Source organism: Celeribacter sp. (assembly GCF_048261515.1).
Classification (GTDB): Bacteria; Pseudomonadota; Alphaproteobacteria; order Rhodobacterales; family Rhodobacteraceae; genus Celeribacter.
The window spans coordinates 172,186-191,968 of the sequence record NZ_JBLXFZ010000001.1; the positions used below are offsets into that span (position 1 = coordinate 172,186).

Below are 19,783 nucleotides of genomic sequence, written 5' to 3' on the forward strand. Positions count from 1 at the left end.
GGCATGAAATCAGTGAGCCAAGACATCAAAGACCCCGCCTTCGTCGAGAACCCCTACGCCTTTTACGACCAACTACGGGCCATGGGCGGGCTGGTGCATTGGGAGGAAATCGGCCACGGCGTTGTGGCCTCGCATGACGGTGTGGCCATGGCGCTGCGCGACAACCGTTTGGGACGCGAAGCGCCCGAGGGGTTTGCCCCCGACATTCCGCCCACGCTCAAAACCTTCTACGAAATCGACGCCCATTCGATGCTGGAACTGGAGGGCGATGCGCACCGCCGTCTACGTGGTCTGGTGCTGCGCGCCTTCACCTCGCGGCGAATCAAAGGGTTCCAGCCCGAGATCGAGGCGATCTGCGACGACCTGCTCGACGGCTTGGCCGCAACCTTCGAGGAAAGTGGTTCCGATTCACCCGTGAACCTGCTCGACCATTTCTGCAAACCCCTGCCCGTGCGCGTCATCGCGCGACTTCTCGGCGTGCCCGAGGAAATGTGCGACCAATTGCTTGCTTGGTCGAACGCGATGGTGGCGGTCTACACGCCCAATGCCGACCGCGCGACGCAGGACGCCGCCGAAGCCGCCGCGATTGCCTTCTCCGATTTCATGCGCGCCTATGTGGATGCACGCCGCGACGATCCACGTGACGACCTGATCACCCACCTGATTGCCGCCGAAACCGAGGGCGAAAAGCTCACTACCGAGGAATTGATCACCACCTGCATCCTGCTTTTGAACGCAGGCCATGAGGCAACGGTCCACAGTCTCGGCATCGCGGTGAAAACGCTGCTGGAACATGACACCGACCGCACCCTCATCCACGGCGAGGGGATCGACGCGCTGATCGAGGAAGTGTTGCGCTATGATCCGCCGCTGCACCTTTTCAACCGCTGGGTTTACGAGGACATGGAGTTTCAGGGCACACAGCTCAAACGCGGCGACCGCATCGGGCTGTTGCTTGCGGCGGCGGGGCGCGACGGGGAGGCATGGGACGATCCTGACCGCTTCATCCCTACCCGCCCGATCAAGCAAAACGCAGCCTTTGGCGCGGGCATCCACTTCTGCGTCGGCGCGCCACTTGCGAGGTTGGAGTTGCGCGTGGCCCTGCCCCGCCTCTTCGCCCGCTTCCCCGAGTTATCGCTGGCCGAACCTCCAGTCTATGCCGACACGTGGCATTTCCACGGGCTGTCCCAACTCATGGTTAAGACGCGTTAACCTTAAACCCCGTTCAGTCGCGGCCTCCCACGTGAAAGGTCTCCCTCATGACCCCAAGCCACACAGCCCACCCGTCGCGCCCCGGCATTCTGGTGTTTGACGTCAATGAAACATTGCTGGACCTCACGAGCCTCTCCCCGCTCTTCGAACGCGTCTTCGGGGATGCGAAGGTCTTGCGCGAATGGTTCCCCGAACTGATCCTCTACTCCCAGACCCTCACTCTGACGGGCCTCTATCGCCCCTTCGGAGAGATCGCCGCCGCCGTGTTTGAAATGGTCGCGGCAAACCATCAGGCGAAGGTGACATCTGAGGACATCGCGGAATTGAAAACCCGTCTGACCTCCATGCCCGCCTATCCCGATGTGGCCCCCGCCCTGACGCGATTGCGGGACGCGGGGTTCAAGCTCGTCACGCTAACCAATTCCGCACCCTCGCCCGCCCCCTCGCCTTTGGAAAAGGCTGGCATTGCCTCATTCTTCGAGGCGCATTTCACCGTGCATGCGAGCGAGCGGTTCAAACCTCACCCCACCATCTATGACAGCACGGCAGAAACCCTTGGCGCAAAACCCGAAGAGCTTTGCATGATTGCCTGTCATATCTGGGACACGATTGGCGCTCAGACGCGCGGTTGGCGTGGCGGGTTTGTCGCCCGCCCGCACAATGCGCCGCTCGCGCTGGCACAGGTGCCGCAACCGGATTTCATCGGGGGAGATATGGGCGAACTGGCCGACCAACTGATCGCGGGTCTCACCGCCTGACGCAGAGACACAGGCCCGACACACAAACGCAGCGCGCGACGAAATCCCGCGCCCGCCCTCAAACCATCTTTCAAACCCCGCGCCGCCCCTGTATCAGAGGGCTATGGTTACAGTTCTCGATAAAATCAAAGCCTATAAGCTCGAAGAAGTGGCAACGGCCAAGCAAACCGTGCCCCTGTCCGAACTTGAGGCCCAAGCCTCTGCCCAAAGCCCCACGCGCGGCTTTGCCAAGGCGCTGCAATCGGCCGCGACATCCGGCTACGGTCTCATCGCGGAGGTCAAGAAAGCCTCCCCCTCGAAAGGGCTCATCCGCCCCGACTTCGATCCGCCCGCCATTGCGCGCGCCTATGAAGCAGGCGGGGCGACCTGCCTCTCCGTGCTGACCGACACGCCATCCTTCCAAGGCGCACCCGAATTTCTCGTCGCTGCCCGCGCCGCTGTCTCCCTGCCGGCGCTGCGCAAGGATTTCATGTATGACACCTATCAGGTGACCGAAGCCCGCGCATGGGGGGCCGATGCAATCCTGATCATCATGGCCTCTGTCGAGGACGGGCAAGCCGCCGAGCTTGAAGCGGCCGCAATGGACGCAGGCATGGATGTGCTGGTCGAGGTCCACGATGCCGAGGAACTGGAACGCGCCCTTGCGCTCAAATCCCCGCTTCTGGGCGTCAACAACCGCAACCTCAAGACCTTCGAGACCACGCTCGACACCACACGCGAGCTGTCGAAAATGGTGCCCGAGGGTAAGCATCTTGTGTGCGAAAGCGGGCTGTTCACCCCCGCCGATCTGGCCGATATGGCAAGCTACGGCGCGCGCAGCTTCCTCATCGGCGAGAGCCTGATGCGGCAAGACGACGTAGAGGCCGCCACCCGCGCCCTTCTGGCGGACCCCGTGCCCGCATAACCAACCTTCAAAGGGAGAGTGTCATGGCCGATCTGACCCATTTCGACGCGGGCGGGAATGCCCATATGGTCGATGTCTCCGACAAGCCCGACACCGACCGCATGGCCGTGGCCGAGGCGCAGGTGCGCATGACGCATGAGACACTCGCCCATATCACCGAAGGCACTGCGAAGAAGGGCGACGTGCTCGCCGTGGCGCGGCTGGCGGGGATCATGGGCGCGAAGCGCACCGCCGATCTGATCCCGCTGTGCCACCCCCTGCCCGTGACCAAGGTGGCGCTCGACCTACATCCCGACCCCACGCTTCCGGGTGTGCGGATCACCGCAACGGTCAAGACATCGGGCAAAACAGGCGTCGAAATGGAAGCCCTCACCGCCGCTTCCACCGCCGCGCTCACGGTCTATGACATGCTCAAGGCCGCTGAGAAGGGCATGGAGATCACGGGCTTGCGCCTCCTGCGCAAAGAGGGCGGGAAGTCAGGCACTTACGAGGCGGAGGCCTCCGCGACATGATCCCCGTCAGCGCCGCGCTCGATCATGTGTTCGCCCTGTGCCAACCGCTCGGGACGGAGGAAGTTGACTTGCGCGATGCGGCAGGTCGGGTGCTTGCACGCCCCGCAACGGCGAACCGCGCACAACCACCTTTTTCGGCCTCCGCGATGGATGGCTACGCCGTGTGTGACGCGGACGGGACGGCGGACGCGGGCCAGAGCTATACGGTGATCGGCGAGGCTGCGGCGGGGCATAGCTTCACAAGGACGCTCAACGCGGGACAAGCCGTGCGCATCTTCACGGGCGCACCCGTGCCCGAAGGCGCGACCCGCGTCATCATTCAGGAAAACATCACCCGCGATGGTGACACCATCACGCAGACCGCCCCGTCAGGAGACGGCGACAACATCCGCCCGCGCGGCGGGGATTTCAACGTAGGCGACACCATCGCCCCGCCCAAACGCCTCACGCCCGCCGACCTCACACTTCTGGCCGCGATGAACATTCCAAAGGTCGAGGTGGCCCGCCGCCCCACGGTGGCGCTCATTGCGACGGGCGATGAATTGGTCATGCCGGGCGAGACACCCTCCCCCGACCAGATCATCGCCTCCAACAGCTTCGGTCTGGCCGCGATGATCGAAGCGGCGGGCGGCATTGCACGCATGTTACCAATTGCACGCGACAGCGAGGACAGCCTGCGCCAGTCCTTCGACCTCGCCGCGGGGTCCGACATGATCGTGACCATCGGTGGGGCGTCGGTGGGCGACCACGATATCGTCGGCAAGGTGGCGGGCGATCTCGGCCTTGAACGCGCCTTCCACAAGGTCGCGATGCGTCCGGGAAAACCGCTCATGTCAGGACGGATCGGCGGCAGCGTCATGCTCGGCCTGCCTGGGAACCCCGTGGCCTCGATGGTGACAGGTCGGCTTTTTGTCGTGCCTGCGTTGGAGGCAATGACGGGCCTGCCCGCACAGCCCGTCCCGCGCCTTAAAGCACGACTCTCAAAAGATATTTCCGCCAACGGCCCGCGCGAACACTACATGCGCGCGCGCCTTGATGGCGACACGGCCGCCCCCTTTGACCGTCAGGACAGTTCGCTGATGTCGATTCTGTCGCGCGCCAACGCTCTTGTGGTCCGCGCGCCCCATGCCGAACCCGCGCGGGCGGGCGAGGTTGTGGAGTATGTGCCGTTCTAGGCCGCGCATCGGGTCGCTGAGCCGCCCGATTGGCCAAATGTGCGCAATCGTTGACACAATAAAAGAACATGCGTAGAACATAATCAGAACACCCGCACTCGCGGGACGATTAGACAGGGCCGCGCAACCACAGGCACGCGTTGCGTTGACCCGCTCGCCTTCGAGGCCCCACCCAAGGCCCGTCGCGGCATAAAGAGGGAGCGCGCAGATGCTGACAAAGAAACAGATGCAACTGTTGGAGTTTATTAACTCGCGGATGCAAAAGGACGGGGTGCCACCCTCGTTCGACGAGATGAAAGAGGCGCTGGACCTGCGCTCGAAATCGGGCATCCACCGCCTGATCACCGCATTGGAGGAGCGCGGCTTTATCCGCCGTCTGGCGCACCGCGCCCGCGCCATCGAGATTGTGAAACTGCCTGAGGCACTGGGCGGCGAGCCGACCGCGCGCACGAGCGGATTTGCCCCGCGCGTGATCGACGGGGACCGCCCCGATGGCCCGCCTCCCTCTCGCGCAATGGATGTCTCCGCCGCCGCTGTTTCCTTGCCCATCATGGGCAAGATCGCAGCAGGTCTGCCGATCGAGGCGGTGAGCGACGGAGATGCGGGCGTGAGCGTTCCCTCGACGATGCTCTCGGGTCGCGGCAACCATTACGCGCTGGAAGTCAAAGGGGATTCCATGATCGAGGCGGGGATCAACTCCGGCGACATCGTGGTGATTCAGGAAACCTCCTCGGTGCGCGATGGTGATATCGTGGTGGCCATGGTCGAGGGCTACGAGACCACGCTCAAAACCTACCGCCGCATGGGCGACCGCATCGCGCTTGAGGCGGCCAATGCGGCTTACGAGACCCGCATCCTGCCCGCAGATCGAGTCGAGATCCAAGGGAAACTGGTCGGGCTCATTCGCTCTTACTAAGGCGCGCCGCCATCCAAGACACGCAAAAGAGCCGCTCCAATCGGGGCGGCTTTTTCGCGTCTTAAGCGGGGCCCACTTTCCCTGCTTTCTATCGCCGCGCATAGCGATGCGCAGGGCTTTGACCGAAGGTCTCGCCCAAGACCCCCTGCGGTAAGGTTGCCATGAGAGTGGCGCGGTCAGGCGGATCGCGCTGACGTAATTCGGGCGTGTTCCACAGCCGCACTCCCGCCGCGCCTCGCGCAGTTTCCATGATCAAACCTTCCCGCCCAAGCGAAAAGGCGAGTGCGCCGCTATGATTAAACTTGGACAAATCGAACAATTTGCACTCGCCTGACGGGGTAAAATCCATAAATTCATTCACAATTACAATATTCGCGCTCATGCAGGCTGTTCTGGCCCGTGCCGCACGATCCCGCCCTGTGACATGGGAAATCCGCCAGTCACCCAATCGCACCTGTGTCATTCCCTGCCGCGCCACCTCCTGCTGCTGCGCGCCGGTACCGTCGTTTTCCAACCACGTGCGCGCGGCAAATCCCTGCCCGCGTGCCTTGTTCAAAACACGACCTTCATCTTCCAATACACCGATCAATGCGGCATCGGCGGAGACGAGCAACGCGGGCCGCTCCACCGTGAACCAAAGCGCTACCCCCGCGACCAACGGGCCAATTCCGACGACACGCCCTCGCCCCTGCCAGAGCGCAAGCACCAACGCGCCAATTGCCAGAAGTGGCAAGGTCGCGGCGGGCGGTGCGGGCACATAAGTCACGGCCCCCTCCCACCCCGACACGGTTTCGGCCACGGCAAGAATCCATTTGATCGCGAAGGCCATGACCGCGAAGGCCAGCGCATCGAGGCCAAAGGGCGCAAGCACGAGGGCGGCAAGGGCGGCGGGGATGATGATGAGGCCCATCAGCGGAACTGAGACGATATTGGCGGCCAACCCGTAGTCCGCGATACGATTGAAATGGGCCGCGGCGACAGGTGCCGTGGCAAGCCCCGCAACCGCCGATGAAATGATCAGCGCCCCCGTTCCCAATGCAAAGCGTTTCAAACGGGTATTGCGCGGCTGGAATGCTGCGGGATTCTCACCGTAGCTGACGAGCGGCGGCTTGCGGCGAGTCAGGTCGCGGAACGCGGAGAAGGCGCAGACCAAGGCAGTCGTGGCGGCAAAAGACATCTGGAACCCAGGCTCGGCCAATGTCTCGGGACGGCCCAAAAGGATGATCGTCGCCGCCAGTGCAACGGCGCGAAGAGATATCGCCCGCCGCCCCGCGATGACTGCGAGGTAAAGCACGCAGACCATAATGAAGGCGCGTTCGGTGGCCACGTTGAAGCCTGATAGCGCGAGGTAGAAGGCCCCTGCTGCCATGGCGATGAGGGCGGCCACTGATTTCGCCGACACAGGCAATGGCCAGCGCGGCAACGTATTGAGTGCAAAGCGGAATGCGGCATAGACGGCGGCGGTCATCAACCCCATATGAAGCCCCGAAATCGCAAGCAGGTGGGAGAGGTTGGAGAGCCGAAGCGCCTCCTTGGTCGCCTCCGATACGCCAGAGCGGTCGCCCGTGAGGATGGCGGCAGCGAAAGCTCCCGCCTGCCCGTCGATGCGCTGCTGGATCGCGCGCGACAGGTCCATGCGTAAACGATGGATCAAAAGGTCGATCCCGCGCTCAGGTGGTGCAATGCGGATCACAGGTGTGCGGGTGTAGCCAACCGCGCCCAGACCGTCGAACCACGCCATGCGCTGAAAATCGAATCCGCGTGGCTCGGTGGGGCCTGCGGGTGGGGAGAGATTTGCGGTGAGCGCCAGCCATTGCCCAGGCGCGGGAGAAAAGGTGGGCGGGTCGCCATAGAGTGACACGCGCACGCGAGTTGGCGTTTGCGCAGGAGCGCGGCGCATCAAGGTGACGGGCTCGAAGGTCAGGCGCAACGCACCAGACACTGATCGGTCCACGGCAACAACCCGCCCCTCCATCGCGCCGAAGTAGCGCCCCTCCAGCACAGGTTCGGCCACCATATGCGCCCGCAACCCCGCCGCAAGAAAACCTGACGCCACCAGCAAAAATGCGGCAGGCACAAAGGCATATGGCGCGGCCAGCCGCCAGAAACCGACCAGTCCGAGCAGTGCAACCGCTGCGGCGGTGCCATAGGCACGGGCATCAGGTTCGACGGGCAGAGAAAAATAGGCCCCTATCCCGATGGCCAGCAACACAGGCACCCAGACAGTAAGCCCGTCCCTTTGGCTCTCAAGCGGCGCAAAGGCCATGCGCAAAAGAGCAAAGCCCCGCAAGTCGGCGCCGAGAAAGCCCTGTGTCTCGGCTTCCAATGATGTCGATTGCGCTTGGGGCACCACTTGTGTCCTTTTCAACCTTCCCGTAGACCTGCCCCGCACAGACATTCCTCCAACATGGTTACGAAAGGGTTAGACCCATGACCGTTGCTCCCTCCGACACTCCCGTCGTGACCCGCATCGCCCCCTCGCCCACGGGCGACATGCACATCGGCACCGCCCGCACCGCGCTGTTCAACTGGCTCTATGCCCGTGGCCGTGGCGGCAAATTCCTGCTGCGGATCGAAGACACCGACCGCGCGCGCTCCACGCCTGAAGCGACGCAGGGGATTCTCGAAGGGATGGCTTGGCTCGGTCTGGACTATGACGGGGAGGCCGTGAGCCAGTTCGAACGCGCCGCGCGCCATGTGGAGGTGGCTGAGGAGATGCTGGCATCGGGTGCAGCCTACAAATGCTTCGCCACGCAGGAGGAAATCGAATCCTTCCGCGAGGCGGCCCGCGCCGAGGGAAAGAGCACGCTATACCGCTCGCCGTGGCGCCATGCCGATCCCGCCACCCATCCCGACGCGCCCTATGTGGTGCGGGTGAAAGCACCGCGCGAGGGCGTCACCGTGATCCGCGACGAGGTTCAGGGCGATGTGACCATCCGCAACGACCAGCTCGATGACATGATCGTGTTACGCTCCGATGGCACACCGACATATATGCTCGCCGTCGTGGTCGATGATCACGACATGGGCGTGACCCATGTGATCCGTGGAGACGACCATTTGAACAACGCCGCGCGGCAGATGACCATCTACGAGGCAATGGGCTGGCCCCTGCCCGTCTATGCACATATCCCGCTGATCTTCGGCCCCGATGGCAAGAAGATGTCCAAGCGCCACGGCGCAACAGGTGTGAAGGAATATCAGGCCATGGGCTACCCCTCGGCGGGGATGCGCAACTATCTCGCGCGTCTGGGCTGGAGCCACGGCGATGACGAGTTCTTCACCGACGCGCAGGCACAAGAGTGGTTTGACCTGAGTGGCGTCAACAAATCACCCGCACGTTTCGACACCAAGAAGCTCGAAAATATCTGCGGACAGCACATCGCAGTGATGGATGATGCAGCAATTTTGGGTGAGATCGAAGGCTATCTCGCAGCCGCAGGAGAGCCTGACCTTACGTCGTCGCAAATGACGCGATTGGGTGCGGCGCTCTATGCGCTGAAGGGCGCGGCAAAGACCTATCCTCAACTCATTGAAAAGGCACGGTTTGCACTCGCGGATCGTCCCGTGGACCTCGACGAGAAAGCGCACAAGCAAGTCTCTTCTGTATCCAATGGTATACTGGAAGAATTGACGCCGCACCTGCAAAATGGTAGCTGGGAACGCGAGGCGCTGGAGGCCGCTGTCGGTAAGGTCATGGAGGCCCACGACGTAGGCTTCGGCAAGGTCGCAGCTCCCCTGCGCGCCGCCCTTGCGGGGCGGGCCGTGACACCCAGTGTGCTCGATATGATGCTCGTGCTCGGGCGCGACGAAAGCCTCGCCCGCATCGCCGATTTCCAAGGCGTCTGCGCGGCTGCCGAGTGAGAGAATTAACCCTTCGGGCGCCCGTGCCCGCACGGGTTTACCACTGACCCAAGGCTCCGCATTTTCTGCGGGCATTTGATCAAGGTCACGTGAGATTTCGCCCCAGCCGTTTAGGCTTTGGCGACCCTGCCCCGCCGACCCGCAGCTTGCGGGGACGCGCGGGACCAACGGGGAAAGGTGCGGGACGCATGAGGCCGCGCGCGGAGACCAATCCGCCGCCACCATGCGCCCGAATGCGAAAGATAGTGTCCGACCTTTCGGGCACGACAGACCATCAACTGCACGGCGACCCTCGCGGGCGCGGTGCCGTTGCCAACCGAAGGAACGACGATGGCAGATACCCAGAAAACAGCAAAGCTGTCGCTTGACGGCACCACCTACGATCTTCCGGTCTACTCTCCGACCGAAGGCCCCGATGTGATCGACATCCGAAAGCTCTACGGTCAGGCAGGTGTGTTTACCTATGATCCGGGTTTCACCTCCACCGCCTCCTGCGACAGCGCGATCACTTACATCGACGGCGCCGAAGGTGTGCTGCTGCACCGGGGCTACACTATTGGCGAGTTGGCCGAAAAATCCCATTACCTCGAAGTCTGCTACCTGTTGCTCTACGGCGAACTGCCAACAGCCGCACAGATGGAAGAATTCGAAAGCCTCGTGACCAATCACACGATGATCCACGAGCAGATGCACAAATTCTTCTCTGGTTTCCGTCGTGACGCGCACCCAATGGCCATCATGGTGGCCGTGGTTGGCGCGATGTCCGCATTCTACCACGACTCCACCGACATTTCGGACCCCTACCAGCGCGAAGTCGCGACCATTCGCCTGATCGCGAAAATGCCGACGATTGCGGCTGCTGCCTACAAATACACGATCGGCCAGCCGATGGTTTACCCGCGCAACGACCTCGACTACGCGTCGAACTTCCTGCGCATGTGTTTCTCGGTGCCCGCCGAGGATTACGAGGTCAACCCGATCCTGAGCCGCGCCATGGACCGTATCTTCACGCTCCACGCCGACCACGAGCAAAACGCCTCGACATCGACCGTGCGTCTGGCTTCCTCTTCGGGTGCCAACCCCTTTGCCTGTATCGCGGCGGGTATCGCCTGCCTCTGGGGCCCTGCCCACGGCGGCGCAAACCAGGCGTGTCTGGAAATGCTGCGCGAGATCGGCACCGTGGATCGTATCCCCGAATACATCGCCCGCGCGAAGGACAAGAACGACCCCTTCCGCCTCATGGGCTTCGGGCACCGCGTCTACAAGAACTTCGACCCGCGCGCGAAGGTGATGAAGCAGTCCGCCGACGAGGTTCTCGAACTGCTCGGCGTCGAAAACAACCCAACGCTTCAGGTCGCCAAGGAGCTTGAGCGTCAGGCGCTCGAAGATCCGTATTTCGCCGACAAGAAGCTCTTCCCCAACGTCGATTTCTATTCGGGCATCATTCTGGAGGCCATGGGCTTCCCGACCTCGATGTTCACCCCGATCTTCGCGCTTTCGCGCACCATCGGCTGGATTTCGCAGTGGAAAGAGATGATCGAAGATCCTGCGATGAAAATCGGCCGCCCGCGTCAGCTCTACACCGGCGAGCATCAGCGTTCTTACGTCAACGTCGAGGATCGCGACTAACCCCGCGACGCCTCGCAAGAGACGCTACAATAGAGAAAGCCGCGCCCTCGGGCGCGGCTTTCCTTTTGGTTTATCGGATGGTGCCGCGCGAACCTGCCGCGCGGCCTAGGGGCTTAGCGCCCCTCGTAGACCGCCTTGCGCTTTTCGAGGAAGGCGATCACCCCCTCTTTGAAATCGCGGGTCTGGCCGCAGGTGTTTTGCAGTTTCGCCTCCAACGCCATCTGCTGTTGCAGCGTGTTGTCGAAAGAGGCGTGAAGCGCCTGCTTGAGCTTGCTGTAGGTCACAGTGGGCCCTTCCGCGAGGTAGCGGGCGCGGGCTTGCCAATGGGCGGCGAAAAGCTCGTCCTCGACGCTCTCGTAGATCATCCCCCATTGCGCGGCCTTGTCAGCAGGAATCGGGTCGGCGAAGAGTGTCGCCCCCATGGCGCGCGCCAGTCCGACCTGTCGCGGCAGGAAGTAGGTGCCGCCCGCGTCGGGAATGAGGCCGATACGCGCAAAGGCTTGGACGAAGACCGCGCTCTCGGTCGCAATCGTCACATCACAGGCCAGCGCCAGAGAGGCCCCCGCCCCCGCCGCCGCGCCGTTGACGGCGGCAATCGTCGGGATCGGGCAATCGTTGATCGCATACATCATCGGCTCGTATTCGTCGCGCAGGGTGCGCTCCAGATCGGCGGTGGCGGCGTTGACGCCATCCCCAAGATCCTGCCCCGAGCAGAAGGATTCGCCCTGCCCCGTAATCACAAGCACCCGCGCGGTTTTGGGCGCATCGCGCACCGCATGGGTGATCTCGGCGCGCATCTGCGTGTTGAGCGCATTGCGTACTTCGGGGCGGTTCAGCGTGAGCACGGCGACGCCGTCGCGGCTGGCAAACTGGATGGTTTCGTAATGCATTCGGGTGTGATCCTTTCCCTCGTGTTCCGCGGCGCGGTCCTATTGGTGGCGCGCGGGTCGTTGGTCACAAGATAGACATTGGCGGGCACGAAGAAAGAGAAACGCCCCGTCATGGGCCGAAATTCTTGTGCCCGCCCCTGTTCTAGCTCACGCCCGCCGCCTTGCGGCGAGCCGCAACCGCGCGGATCACCTCGCGTGCGGTCACATCGGGTTCGACCTCGCAACGACTGTAGACCGAGCCATCACGGGTGCGCGTGAGCAACCCGTCCTCCACCAGAGAGCGGCGGATTTGCGCGGCATCGCGGAAGGTGGTCATCGTGTCGAAAAGCGCGGAGATTTCGCGCTCCGAGAAGTCCCTGCGCGGTGGCAGTTGCGCCCAAAGCGCCCAGAGACACAGTTGCCGCACCTTGCGCTTCGTCGACCACGAGGTCATGCGCCCCTCGGCGTCGAAACGGGCCATTGCACGGGTGACGGCGCGACCCTCGGGCGGCGTGGCGGTCTCGGCGGGGCCTTGAGCGGCACGCAGGTGTTGGAAGTTGCGGTATCCCCCTGCCCGCGCGATGGCGTTGAGAAGGGATTGGTGCGGCGGCGCGGCCTCACCAAGATCGGCTTTGAGCGTGCGCGCAAAGGCGGACACGTCGGGAAGAGTGAGCGAAATGGCATCACGAGTCATCGGTTTACTCCGTTGATCGCGTCAATTGAGACTTGCGGGGAGCTGCCCTTGTCCCACGCTCTAGGACGCGCGGAAAACCGTGTGGATGTGACAAGCAGGTTCAGCATACCCCAAAGGGGCGGCAGCGACTCGGTGAACTGCGGACCGTTGAGCGAGCTATACGCGCGCGCACTGCCCCTTGCCAAGCCTCGGTATTGCGGCCCGAGCGACCCTGTGGCCGTTTGGTGACGTAAGTGCTTGCTGAGCTACTATTCTTCGAGAAGCGCCTGCAACCGCGCACGCTCTTCCTCGGTGAGATCCTCGACCTCGCGCTCTTTCTGGCGACGGCTGACAAAGCCGATGCCGATACCGAGCGCGATCAGCAGCATCACTGGCCCCGCAATCCAAAGGAGCTTGTTCGCCCCCGTGAGTGTCGGTTTGAGCAGGACATATTCGCCATAGCGGTCCACGATGTAATCGACCACTTCAACGTCCGTATCCCCCGCCACAAGCCGCTCGCGCACCAAAAGGCGCAGGTCACGGGCAAGCTCGGCGTTGCTCTCGTCGATATTCTCGTTGCGGCAGACAAGGCAGCGCAGCCCCGCCGAAATATCGCGCGCCCGCGTCTCAAGCGCGGGATCGTCGAGCACCTCGTCGGGTTGCACGGCAGGCGCGGCAAGCGGCATCAGCATCACGGCGAGAAGAAGAGCAAGGCGGCGGAAGGTCATCATTGCGCGGGCACTCCCTTGGCTGCGGCCCCGGCAGACCGTTTGCGCCGCGCCCCTGCGGCCACGCGATAGCGGCGGTCGGTGAGCGACAGGAAGCCGCCCAGCGACATGATGATCGTCCCGCCCCAGATCCAGTTGGCCAGCGGTTTGATATAGGTGCGCACGGCCCAGCCGCCGTTTGCCTGCGGATCGCCAAGCACAACATAGATGTCGCGCAGGAACCCGTTGTCGATCCCCGCCTCGGTCGTGGGCATCTGCGCCACGGGATAGTTGCGTTTTTCGGGATGGAGCGTGGCCAGTTTCTTGGACCCGTCAAAGACCGTGAGCGCAGCCATGGTCGAGGTGTAGTTCGGCCCCTGAACCCGCTCGACGCTATCGAGCGTGATGGTGTAGCCCGCCACGTCAAACGTATCACCGATCTGGGCAATGCGGATATCTTCGATCGTCCACGCGGTCATCGCCGCGATGCCGATGATGGTAATGCCAAGCCCGCCATGAGCAAAAAGCCGCCCCCAATCCGCGCGCGGCAGACGCAGCAGGCGGCTGAGGTCGCGGTTGCGGCCGAGTTTGGTCGCGATATCCTGCACCGCGCCCGACACCAGCCAGACGCCAAGCGCCAGTCCGATGGGGCCGAGCAGGCTTTTCTGCGTTTGCATGGCCCAGACAAGACCAAGCACCGCCAAAGAGAGAACCATCGAAGGCACCAGCTTTTTCATCGTGGCGCCAAGCCGCGCGCGTTTCCACGGCATCAGCGCACCGATAGGCAGGACCACCGCCAGCGCTGTGAAGAACGGTGTGAATGCCGCGTCGAAGAAGGGTGCGCCGACCGAGAGTGTGCGACCCCAGAAGGCTTCAGCCACCAGTGGCCAGATCGTCCCGATAAAGACGACGAAGGCCGCCACGGCGAGCAGGATATTGTTGAGCACCAGCGCGCTTTCACGGCTGACCATTGAGAAGACCCCCTTGGCCGTCATGACAGAGGCGCGAAGGGCGAAGAGCATGAGCGCACCGCCCATGAAGACACCGAGGATCATCAGGATGAAGATGCCGCGTTCGGGATCGTTGGCAAAGGCATGGACGGAGGTGATTACGCCCGAGCGCACGAGGAAGGTGCCGATCAGCGAGAAGCCGAAGGCGAGAATGGCCAGAAGGATCGTCCAGCTTTTGAGCGCCTCGCGTTTTTCCACCACGATAGCCGAATGGAGCAGCGCGGCAGCAAAGAGCCACGGCATGAACGCGGCGTTCTCGACGGGATCCCAAAACCAGAACCCGCCCCAGCCCAACTCGTAATATGCCCACCATGAACCAAGCCCGAGGCCGATGGTGAGAAAGACCCACGCAGCCAACGTCCACGGACGCACCCAACGTCCCCACGCCGCATCGACGCGCCCTTCAAGGAGCGCGGCCACGGCAAAGGAGAAGGTCATCGAAAGACCCACGTAGCCGAGGTAGAGGAACGGCGGGTGGAAGGCGAGACCGGGATCTTGCAGGAGCGGGTTGAGGTCTTCGCCGTTCATCGGCGGGAATTGCAGGCGGGCGAAGGGGTTGGAGGTAAAGAGGATAAAGGCGAGGAAAGCCACCGAGATGGAGCCTTGCACCCCCAAGACGCGGGCACGCAGCGTCGCGGGCAGATTCGAGCCAAAGGCCGCCGCCGCACCGCCAAAGAGCGCGAGGATCAGCACCCATAGCAGCATGGACCCCTCGTGGTTGCCCCAGACGCCCGACACTTTGTAGATCATCGGTTTGAGCGTGTGGGAGTTGGCCACGACGATGGCGAGTGAGAAATCGGAGGTCACGAAGGCATAGGTCAGCACCGCAAAGGAAAATGTGATCAACGCCAGTTGCACAAGGGCTGCAGGTTCGGCCACGGCCATGAAGGCACGGCGTCCCGTCTGCGCCCCCCAAAGCGGCACGATGGTTTGGCTGATGCTGACAAACAAGGCCAGCACGAGCGCGAAATGTCCCAGTTCTACGAGCATTTGCGGTCTCCCTTTGCAGGAGGTTCTAACCTGTTGGACGCGGCCCGCCAATGGGCTGCGCGCGCATGTCGCAAGGAAGTGAGCGCGGCGGGCGGTCTGGCGCATGGGCACGTGTGCAAGGAAAGGGGGCACCTGCCCCCCTTCCCCGTCTCTTTCCCACGACTTCCCCGCGTGCATTACACAAGGAGAAGCACCCCAAGAGACATTGCAAACGCTCCGATCACAGGCCAGACGAAGGACAGCCCCCGCAGCCCGAAAGATCCCTGTATCACCGCGAAGTGCAGCACTGCGCCACACACCAGCAGCGACAGGAACAAAAACAGCGCCGCAGCCTCCATGCCCCACGCAGGATCGCCAAGCACGCGCATCAGCCACCACCAACCGATGGTCAGCCCCGACCCCGACCAACTGAGCGACATGCCGAGCGCGAGCGGCGTGGCACGCACCTGCCACAGCCACAAGAAGGTGGCCGAAATCGTCAGCGACATCAGCGCGATTGCCCCGTAGGCGACCTGCATCATCGCCGCGAACCCGATCCCTTGAGCGCCCGCGAGCGCAACCGTCAGGATGGCGAGATAGAGAAGTGCGACCTGTTTCATTGTTCCAGCATCTCCTTGACCGCAGCGTCGAGCGCATCGGCGGCTTCCGTGTTGCGGCGCAGGGCTTCACGCAGCGCCACCGTCGGCGCGGGTGTCACGGCGGCAGCAAGGCTGACGCAACCACGTTTGAGGCCCTTAATGACCTTCTGGCGCAGATGTTCCGACACCATCCTTCACCCTCCCCGCGGCAGGCGTTCGCGGATCATCGTGGTCATTTCCACAAGGATCTGAGTGTTCTTATCCAGCACGGCGCGGGTGGCCTGATCCTTCTGCAAATCCCTGTAAAGAAGGAAGAAAACCATCATCGCCCATGGGCCATGCTCGGCCAGAGCATCAATCAAAGCATCACTCATCCGCCGCCTCCATCCACGCCTTCAACGCGGGATTGGCACCGCTGCGCATCTCCGCCTCAACTCGTGCCCGCGACATCACGGGCGCGGTGCGGGTGGCGGGCGCAGTGCTGCGTGACGCGGGTGGGCTCGAGGGCGCGGCGCTTTCGACCACGCGCGCCCCTTGATCGAGTGCCCTGAGCGCATCAAGGGCAGATATATTCGCCGAGATCGTTGGCACGGCGGCCATTGTCTCGGCGACGGACCGTTGAAATTCCTGCGTTTTGAACTGGTGACGCGCACCGAAGTAGAAGCTGACAATCGCCCCAAGAAGCCACCACAGCGGCTCGGGCACCAATGCGATCCCCTGCATCCTCTCGGCAAACCAGATCGGATCGACCATCGCCGCAACGCACAGCCCGATGGTCCCGAAGGCCATCAGCGGGCGCGGCACGCGGTTCAGCCCGTCCATGAAGCGGTCGAACTTTCCCCGTTGCGGCATGGTAAATTCGGCGGCGAACTGGTCGAGCGCAGCGGTGCGATAGGCCAGCTCACGGGCCGCCGCGCTTTCGCTGTTTTCCATGAACACTTCCGCAGTCTCGCGCAGGACATTGCGCCCACCGCCGAACAGCAGGGTCAGAAGGCCGTTGATCATCCCCATGCCGCCACCCGTTTGGCATGTTCGCTCGCGGTCAGGTGATAACGTTCGGAAATGAATTCCTCGGCACGTTTGATCCAGCCGCCCTTGCCTCCGTCACGGCGGCGGGCGTATTTGCGGCTCGCGGGGCGTTTGTCCGCCAGAGCGTAGTAATAGTTGCGCCGCGCGATCCCGTAGGCATCCACAAGGTGATGAGGTGCCAGCGATTGCGCGATGGTCGCGGCCTCTATGGTCTGTGGCCCGATGATCCCGTCCACGGCGACTTGCAGCCCCATATCGCCTAAGAGCCGCTGAAGCACGCGCACCGCATTGGCCCCTGCGTTGACATACATGTCAAAGACGGTCGCGTGCAGCACGGGCGGTAACTCGTCAATGCGGGGCCGTGTGAAGTAATGCTCGATGAAAATGTCACGCGCCTGCTTGCGGCTTAGCTGCCTCACATCACGTGTCGTCACCTGCCCGTCGCCGTCCACATCCACACCAAGTCGGCGCAGCGTGGCGATGGTGACACCGTGTTTCGTTGCCCCACCCGGATCGTCGGGGTCGTTTACATATCCGCCCTCGCGGGCAATGATCTCGTCTGCAATCTGCTCAATGGTTTTCATATAACCTTCACCCACCATTTCTCGTGGGATCAGGTTCGCGCCAAAAGGTTAACGCCTCCCCAGTCGTGCGGACGGAGAGGGGTTAAGAGGGATTAAGGTTTGCGTGAATCGCAGAAGGCGTATGGGCTTCAACCGCCCCCCTGTCGCTCTTTCTGCTTGGCATCGTATTTGTCCCAAACGTGCATCCGTCCCTTTTGACGGGCATCGGCCAGCCAGAGCTTCTTGCGCACATCCTCCACTTCCAGATCCCGATATACACCGCCTGAAAACTTCCCCCAGTCAATCGCAAGGCCGAGTTTCACCATCTCCGCCGAAAGGTCGCGCCCGTCTGGTAAAAAGCACTTGGCGACCGTGCGGCCATGAGCGTCCACATCCGTGACTTCGGCCTTGATTTCCTGATTTTTGCAGAGTTTTACCAAGGCCCATTTTGCCTTTTTCCCATAGGGATGGTTCATTTCGGGTGCATCAACGCCAAAGAGGCGAATTTGCGTTTTCTTGATCACAATCGTGTCGCCATCCACGACATAGGCCCGCCCCCGAACAACGGGCTGTTCTGCCGCGTCCCGCGCAGTTTTTTCGTTAAACGGGCTGGGCGTTGGCGGTGCGTAATAGGTCGGGCGTTTGCCTACGGGCGGGCTCTCGGTCGGAGGGCGCACGAAAGGTCGTCTTTCGGGGGGAGGAGGGTGTGAGTGCCCAGAACTCTTGTCGGCAACTATCACGCGCAAGAGAATTATGGCCGCGACGACAGCGACAATGACGAATGTTTCAAACAAGCTCTATCCCCCTTCAATCAGGGGGGATTAGAGCGCATGCACAGTCAGAAAATCAAGGAAAACAAGGAATTTGGAGCTTTAGCCCGCGCCCTAGCTCTCGGGCTCTTGGTAAACGCCCTGTTCCTTGAGCGCGTCCATGACCTCTTTGGGCATGTAGGTCTCGTCGTGTTTGGCGAGGATTTCGGAGGCGACAAAGGTTCCGTCGACCATAGAGCCTGTCCCGATCATACCCTGATCCTCGGCGAAGAGGTCGGGGAGGATTCCGTCGAAGACGACGGGGATGGTTTCGGCGCCATCGGTCACTTCAAAGCGCACTTCGGTACCGTCGCCGCGCAGGATGGAGCCTGTGGCGACCAGACCGCCGATGCGGAAGATTTCACCCTCGCGCGGCGGGTCGGCCACGACCTGTGCGGGCGAGCGGAAGAGGTTGATCCCGTCACGGAAGGCGTAGCCGATCATAGCGACCGACAGCACAAGAAACACCGCGAGAAGGCCGACGATCTGGACGCGGCGTCTCTTCTTGATGTTCTTCATTCCAGCCATGTCTCTCTCCCTTTGCGCCCCCCCTTACGGGAAGACAGGCGCATTCATCAGGCCCGTTGTCTCATCGAGACCGAGCATGAGGTTGGCGTTCTGGATCGCTTGGCCCGACGAGCCCTTGGTCAGGTTGTCGAGGGCGGCGATGACGATGGTGCGGTTTTCAAGACGGTCGGCGACCACCCCGATGTGGCAGAAGTTGGAGCCGCGCACGTGTTTCATATTGGGCGCCTGACCCGTGGGCAGCACCTTGATAAAGGGTTCGTCGCGGTAGGCGTCGGCCAGCGCGTAATGCACCGCCCCTGCCTCGCCATGGACGTAAGCCGTGGCAAGGATGCCGCGGGTGGAGGGGATGAGGTGCGGCGTGAACTGGATGCGCACGGGGCGCCCCGCGATGGCGGAGAACTCTTGGTCGAACTCGCCAAGGTGACGGTGCTGGCCGCCAATGGCATAGGCGAAGGCGTTGTCTTCCAACTCACCGTAGAGCAGGTGTTCTTTGAGCGAACGGCCCGCGCCAGAGACAGCCACTTTGAGGTCGAGAATAATCTGGTCGAAGTCGATGACACCCGCCGCGATCAGCGGGCGCAAAACAAACTGCCCCGTTGCCGCGTTACAGCCCGTCCCCGCCACAAGGCGCGCGGTTTTGATCTTCTCACGGTAGAATTCGGTGAGGCCGTAGACGGCTTCGGCCTGAAGGTCGGTGGCCGAATGCGGCTTGCCATACCATTTTTCGAATTCGTCAGCGTCACGCAGACGGAAATCGGCGGAGAGGTCAACGACCTTCGTGGTTGCGGGCAAGGTCTTGATCACCGCTTGCGAGGTGGCGTGCGGCAGGGCGCAGAAGGCAAGGTCCACATCTGCGAAGTCGATCTCGTCGATCTTGCACAGTGCGGGTAGGTCCATGTGGCGCAGGTGCGGGTAGACCTCATGCATCGCCATGCCCGCCTTGCGGTCGCCCGACAGGGCCACGATTTCCATCTGCGGATGGGTGGCAATGAGGCGGACAAGCTCGGCGCCTGTGTATCCTGAGGCTCCAAGGATAGCGATTTTATAGGTCATAAAT

21 protein-coding genes are annotated in these 19,783 nt (G+C 62.5%); 8 read left to right on the top strand and 13 right to left on the bottom strand.

All coding sequences use genetic code 11. The annotated features are described in order from the left end of the window. Positions 1 to 3: 3 nt before the first annotated feature. From ACN0SC_RS00830 to lexA, 6 genes are all read left to right on the top strand, one after another. Positions 4 to 1,212, top strand: a complete 1,209-nt coding sequence (locus tag ACN0SC_RS00830; protein WP_417247767.1) for a cytochrome P450 — start codon at positions 4 to 6, stop codon at positions 1,210 to 1,212. Between the two features lie 47 nt (positions 1,213 to 1,259). After that, positions 1,260 to 1,970 (top strand): haloacid dehalogenase type II, encoded by a 711-nt coding sequence (locus ACN0SC_RS00835; protein WP_417247768.1) that lies wholly within the window; start codon positions 1,260 to 1,262, stop codon positions 1,968 to 1,970. Positions 1,971 to 2,073: 103 nt separating this feature from the next. Continuing rightward, positions 2,074 to 2,874 (top strand): indole-3-glycerol phosphate synthase TrpC, encoded by an 801-nt coding sequence (trpC, locus tag ACN0SC_RS00840; RefSeq protein ID WP_417247769.1) that lies wholly within the window; start codon positions 2,074 to 2,076, stop codon positions 2,872 to 2,874. 23 nt (positions 2,875 to 2,897) lie between these two features. Next, on the top strand, positions 2,898 to 3,386 hold the full coding sequence (gene moaC / locus ACN0SC_RS00845; RefSeq protein ID WP_417247770.1) for a cyclic pyranopterin monophosphate synthase MoaC: 489 nt from the start codon (positions 2,898 to 2,900) through the stop codon (positions 3,384 to 3,386). Next, positions 3,383 to 4,561: a gephyrin-like molybdotransferase Glp gene (gene glp / locus ACN0SC_RS00850; protein WP_417247771.1), complete on the top strand. Its 1,179-nt coding sequence runs from the start codon at positions 3,383 to 3,385 to the stop codon at positions 4,559 to 4,561. Before moaC ends, glp begins: the two co-directional genes overlap by 4 nt. Positions 4,562 to 4,769: 208 nt before the next feature. Beyond that, positions 4,770 to 5,477 carry a transcriptional repressor LexA gene (gene lexA, locus ACN0SC_RS00855; RefSeq protein WP_417247772.1) on the top strand — a complete coding sequence of 236 codons (708 nt, stop codon included), beginning with the start codon at positions 4,770 to 4,772 and terminating at the stop codon, positions 5,475 to 5,477. A gap of 88 nt (positions 5,478 to 5,565) precedes the next feature. Here lexA and ACN0SC_RS00860 read toward each other — a convergent pair whose 3' ends face one another. After that, positions 5,566 to 7,827 carry a ComEC/Rec2 family competence protein gene (locus tag ACN0SC_RS00860; RefSeq protein ID WP_417247773.1) on the bottom strand — a complete coding sequence of 754 codons (2,262 nt, stop codon included), beginning with the start codon at positions 7,825 to 7,827 and terminating at the stop codon, positions 5,566 to 5,568. An 80-nt stretch (positions 7,828 to 7,907) separates the two neighbouring features. On the opposite strand from ACN0SC_RS00860, the gene gltX reads away from it, so the two are divergent. Together gltX and gltA are read left to right on the top strand one after the other, a co-directional pair. Beyond that, a complete protein-coding gene (gene gltX, locus ACN0SC_RS00865) occupies positions 7,908 to 9,341 on the top strand; it encodes a glutamate--tRNA ligase (RefSeq protein WP_417247774.1) in 1,434 nt (477 codons plus the stop codon). Between the two features lie 330 nt (positions 9,342 to 9,671). Further along, positions 9,672 to 10,970: a citrate synthase gene (gltA, locus tag ACN0SC_RS00870; RefSeq protein ID WP_417247775.1), complete on the top strand. Its 1,299-nt coding sequence runs from the start codon at positions 9,672 to 9,674 to the stop codon at positions 10,968 to 10,970. 113 nt (positions 10,971 to 11,083) lie between these two features. Here gltA and ACN0SC_RS00875 read toward each other — a convergent pair whose 3' ends face one another. The 12 genes from ACN0SC_RS00875 to argC form a co-directional block, all read right to left on the bottom strand. Beyond that, positions 11,084 to 11,860: an enoyl-CoA hydratase-related protein gene (locus ACN0SC_RS00875; RefSeq protein WP_417247776.1), complete on the bottom strand. Its 777-nt coding sequence runs from the start codon at positions 11,858 to 11,860 to the stop codon at positions 11,084 to 11,086. A gap of 142 nt (positions 11,861 to 12,002) precedes the next feature. Further along, entirely contained in the window at positions 12,003 to 12,533 is a 531-nt protein-coding gene (locus ACN0SC_RS00880; RefSeq protein WP_417247777.1) for a DUF2087 domain-containing protein, read from the bottom strand. Between the two features lie 248 nt (positions 12,534 to 12,781). Continuing rightward, positions 12,782 to 13,243, bottom strand: a complete 462-nt coding sequence (locus tag ACN0SC_RS00885) for a cytochrome c-type biogenesis protein CcmH (RefSeq protein WP_417247778.1) — start codon at positions 13,241 to 13,243, stop codon at positions 12,782 to 12,784. Next, on the bottom strand, positions 13,240 to 15,219 hold the full coding sequence (locus ACN0SC_RS00890) for a heme lyase CcmF/NrfE family subunit (RefSeq protein WP_417247779.1): 1,980 nt from the start codon (positions 15,217 to 15,219) through the stop codon (positions 13,240 to 13,242). The genes ACN0SC_RS00885 and ACN0SC_RS00890 overlap by 4 nt, the downstream gene beginning before the upstream one ends. Positions 15,220 to 15,395: 176 nt before the next feature. Continuing rightward, positions 15,396 to 15,818: a hypothetical protein gene (locus ACN0SC_RS00895; protein WP_417247780.1), complete on the bottom strand. Its 423-nt coding sequence runs from the start codon at positions 15,816 to 15,818 to the stop codon at positions 15,396 to 15,398. Beyond that, complete coding sequence (locus ACN0SC_RS00900; RefSeq protein WP_417247781.1) at positions 15,815 to 15,988, bottom strand: hypothetical protein; 174 nt, start codon at positions 15,986 to 15,988, stop codon at positions 15,815 to 15,817. Before ACN0SC_RS00900 ends, ACN0SC_RS00895 begins: the two co-directional genes overlap by 4 nt. Positions 15,989 to 15,991: 3 nt before the next feature. Then, positions 15,992 to 16,171 carry a hypothetical protein gene (locus ACN0SC_RS00905; RefSeq protein WP_417247782.1) on the bottom strand — a complete coding sequence of 60 codons (180 nt, stop codon included), beginning with the start codon at positions 16,169 to 16,171 and terminating at the stop codon, positions 15,992 to 15,994. Continuing rightward, entirely contained in the window at positions 16,164 to 16,808 is a 645-nt protein-coding gene (locus ACN0SC_RS00910; RefSeq protein WP_417247783.1) for a holin family protein, read from the bottom strand. The genes ACN0SC_RS00905 and ACN0SC_RS00910 overlap by 8 nt, the downstream gene beginning before the upstream one ends. Then, positions 16,799 to 17,410 carry a holin-associated N-acetylmuramidase gene (locus ACN0SC_RS00915; RefSeq protein WP_417247784.1) on the bottom strand — a complete coding sequence of 204 codons (612 nt, stop codon included), beginning with the start codon at positions 17,408 to 17,410 and terminating at the stop codon, positions 16,799 to 16,801. The genes ACN0SC_RS00910 and ACN0SC_RS00915 overlap by 10 nt, the downstream gene beginning before the upstream one ends. A gap of 128 nt (positions 17,411 to 17,538) precedes the next feature. After that, positions 17,539 to 18,066, bottom strand: coding sequence for a thermonuclease family protein (locus ACN0SC_RS00920; protein WP_417247785.1), 528 nt, complete (start codon positions 18,064 to 18,066; stop codon positions 17,539 to 17,541). Positions 18,067 to 18,273: 207 nt separating this feature from the next. Then, the gene (ccmE, locus tag ACN0SC_RS00925) at positions 18,274 to 18,717 is read right to left on the bottom strand and encodes a cytochrome c maturation protein CcmE (protein WP_417248534.1); all 444 of its coding nucleotides are present in this window, start codon (positions 18,715 to 18,717) and stop codon (positions 18,274 to 18,276) included. 33 nt (positions 18,718 to 18,750) lie between these two features. Continuing rightward, positions 18,751 to 19,779: an N-acetyl-gamma-glutamyl-phosphate reductase gene (gene argC / locus ACN0SC_RS00930; protein ID WP_417247786.1), complete on the bottom strand. Its 1,029-nt coding sequence runs from the start codon at positions 19,777 to 19,779 to the stop codon at positions 18,751 to 18,753. Positions 19,780 to 19,783: the final 4 nt, after the last annotated feature.

Excerpts from the sequence above, each read along its gene's own strand:
- ACN0SC_RS00830 (WP_417247767.1), top strand. The coding sequence starts at position 4 with ATGAAATCAGTGAGCCAAGACATCAAAGACCCCGCCTTCGTCGAGAAC.
- ACN0SC_RS00835 (WP_417247768.1), top strand. The coding sequence starts at position 1,260 with ATGACCCCAAGCCACACAGCCCACCCGTCGCGCCCCGGCATTCTGGTG.
- trpC (WP_417247769.1), top strand. The coding sequence starts at position 2,074 with ATGGTTACAGTTCTCGATAAAATCAAAGCCTATAAGCTCGAAGAAGTG.
- moaC (WP_417247770.1), top strand. The coding sequence starts at position 2,898 with ATGGCCGATCTGACCCATTTCGACGCGGGCGGGAATGCCCATATGGTC.
- glp (WP_417247771.1), top strand. The coding sequence starts at position 3,383 with ATGATCCCCGTCAGCGCCGCGCTCGATCATGTGTTCGCCCTGTGCCAA.
- lexA (WP_417247772.1), top strand. The coding sequence starts at position 4,770 with ATGCTGACAAAGAAACAGATGCAACTGTTGGAGTTTATTAACTCGCGG.
- gltX (WP_417247774.1), top strand. The coding sequence starts at position 7,908 with ATGACCGTTGCTCCCTCCGACACTCCCGTCGTGACCCGCATCGCCCCC.
- gltA (WP_417247775.1), top strand. The coding sequence starts at position 9,672 with ATGGCAGATACCCAGAAAACAGCAAAGCTGTCGCTTGACGGCACCACC.
- ACN0SC_RS00875 (WP_417247776.1), bottom strand. The coding sequence starts at position 11,860 with ATGCATTACGAAACCATCCAGTTTGCCAGCCGCGACGGCGTCGCCGTG.
- ACN0SC_RS00880 (WP_417247777.1), bottom strand. The coding sequence starts at position 12,533 with ATGACTCGTGATGCCATTTCGCTCACTCTTCCCGACGTGTCCGCCTTT.
- ACN0SC_RS00885 (WP_417247778.1), bottom strand. The coding sequence starts at position 13,243 with ATGATGACCTTCCGCCGCCTTGCTCTTCTTCTCGCCGTGATGCTGATG.
- ACN0SC_RS00890 (WP_417247779.1), bottom strand. The coding sequence starts at position 15,219 with ATGCTCGTAGAACTGGGACATTTCGCGCTCGTGCTGGCCTTGTTTGTC.
- ACN0SC_RS00895 (WP_417247780.1), bottom strand. The coding sequence starts at position 15,818 with ATGAAACAGGTCGCACTTCTCTATCTCGCCATCCTGACGGTTGCGCTC.
- ACN0SC_RS00900 (WP_417247781.1), bottom strand. The coding sequence starts at position 15,988 with ATGGTGTCGGAACATCTGCGCCAGAAGGTCATTAAGGGCCTCAAACGT.
- ACN0SC_RS00905 (WP_417247782.1), bottom strand. The coding sequence starts at position 16,171 with ATGAGTGATGCTTTGATTGATGCTCTGGCCGAGCATGGCCCATGGGCG.
- ACN0SC_RS00910 (WP_417247783.1), bottom strand. The coding sequence starts at position 16,808 with ATGGGGATGATCAACGGCCTTCTGACCCTGCTGTTCGGCGGTGGGCGC.
- ACN0SC_RS00915 (WP_417247784.1), bottom strand. The coding sequence starts at position 17,410 with ATGAAAACCATTGAGCAGATTGCAGACGAGATCATTGCCCGCGAGGGC.
- ccmE (WP_417248534.1), bottom strand. The coding sequence starts at position 18,717 with ATGAAGAACATCAAGAAGAGACGCCGCGTCCAGATCGTCGGCCTTCTC.
- argC (WP_417247786.1), bottom strand. The coding sequence starts at position 19,779 with ATGACCTATAAAATCGCTATCCTTGGAGCCTCAGGATACACAGGCGCC.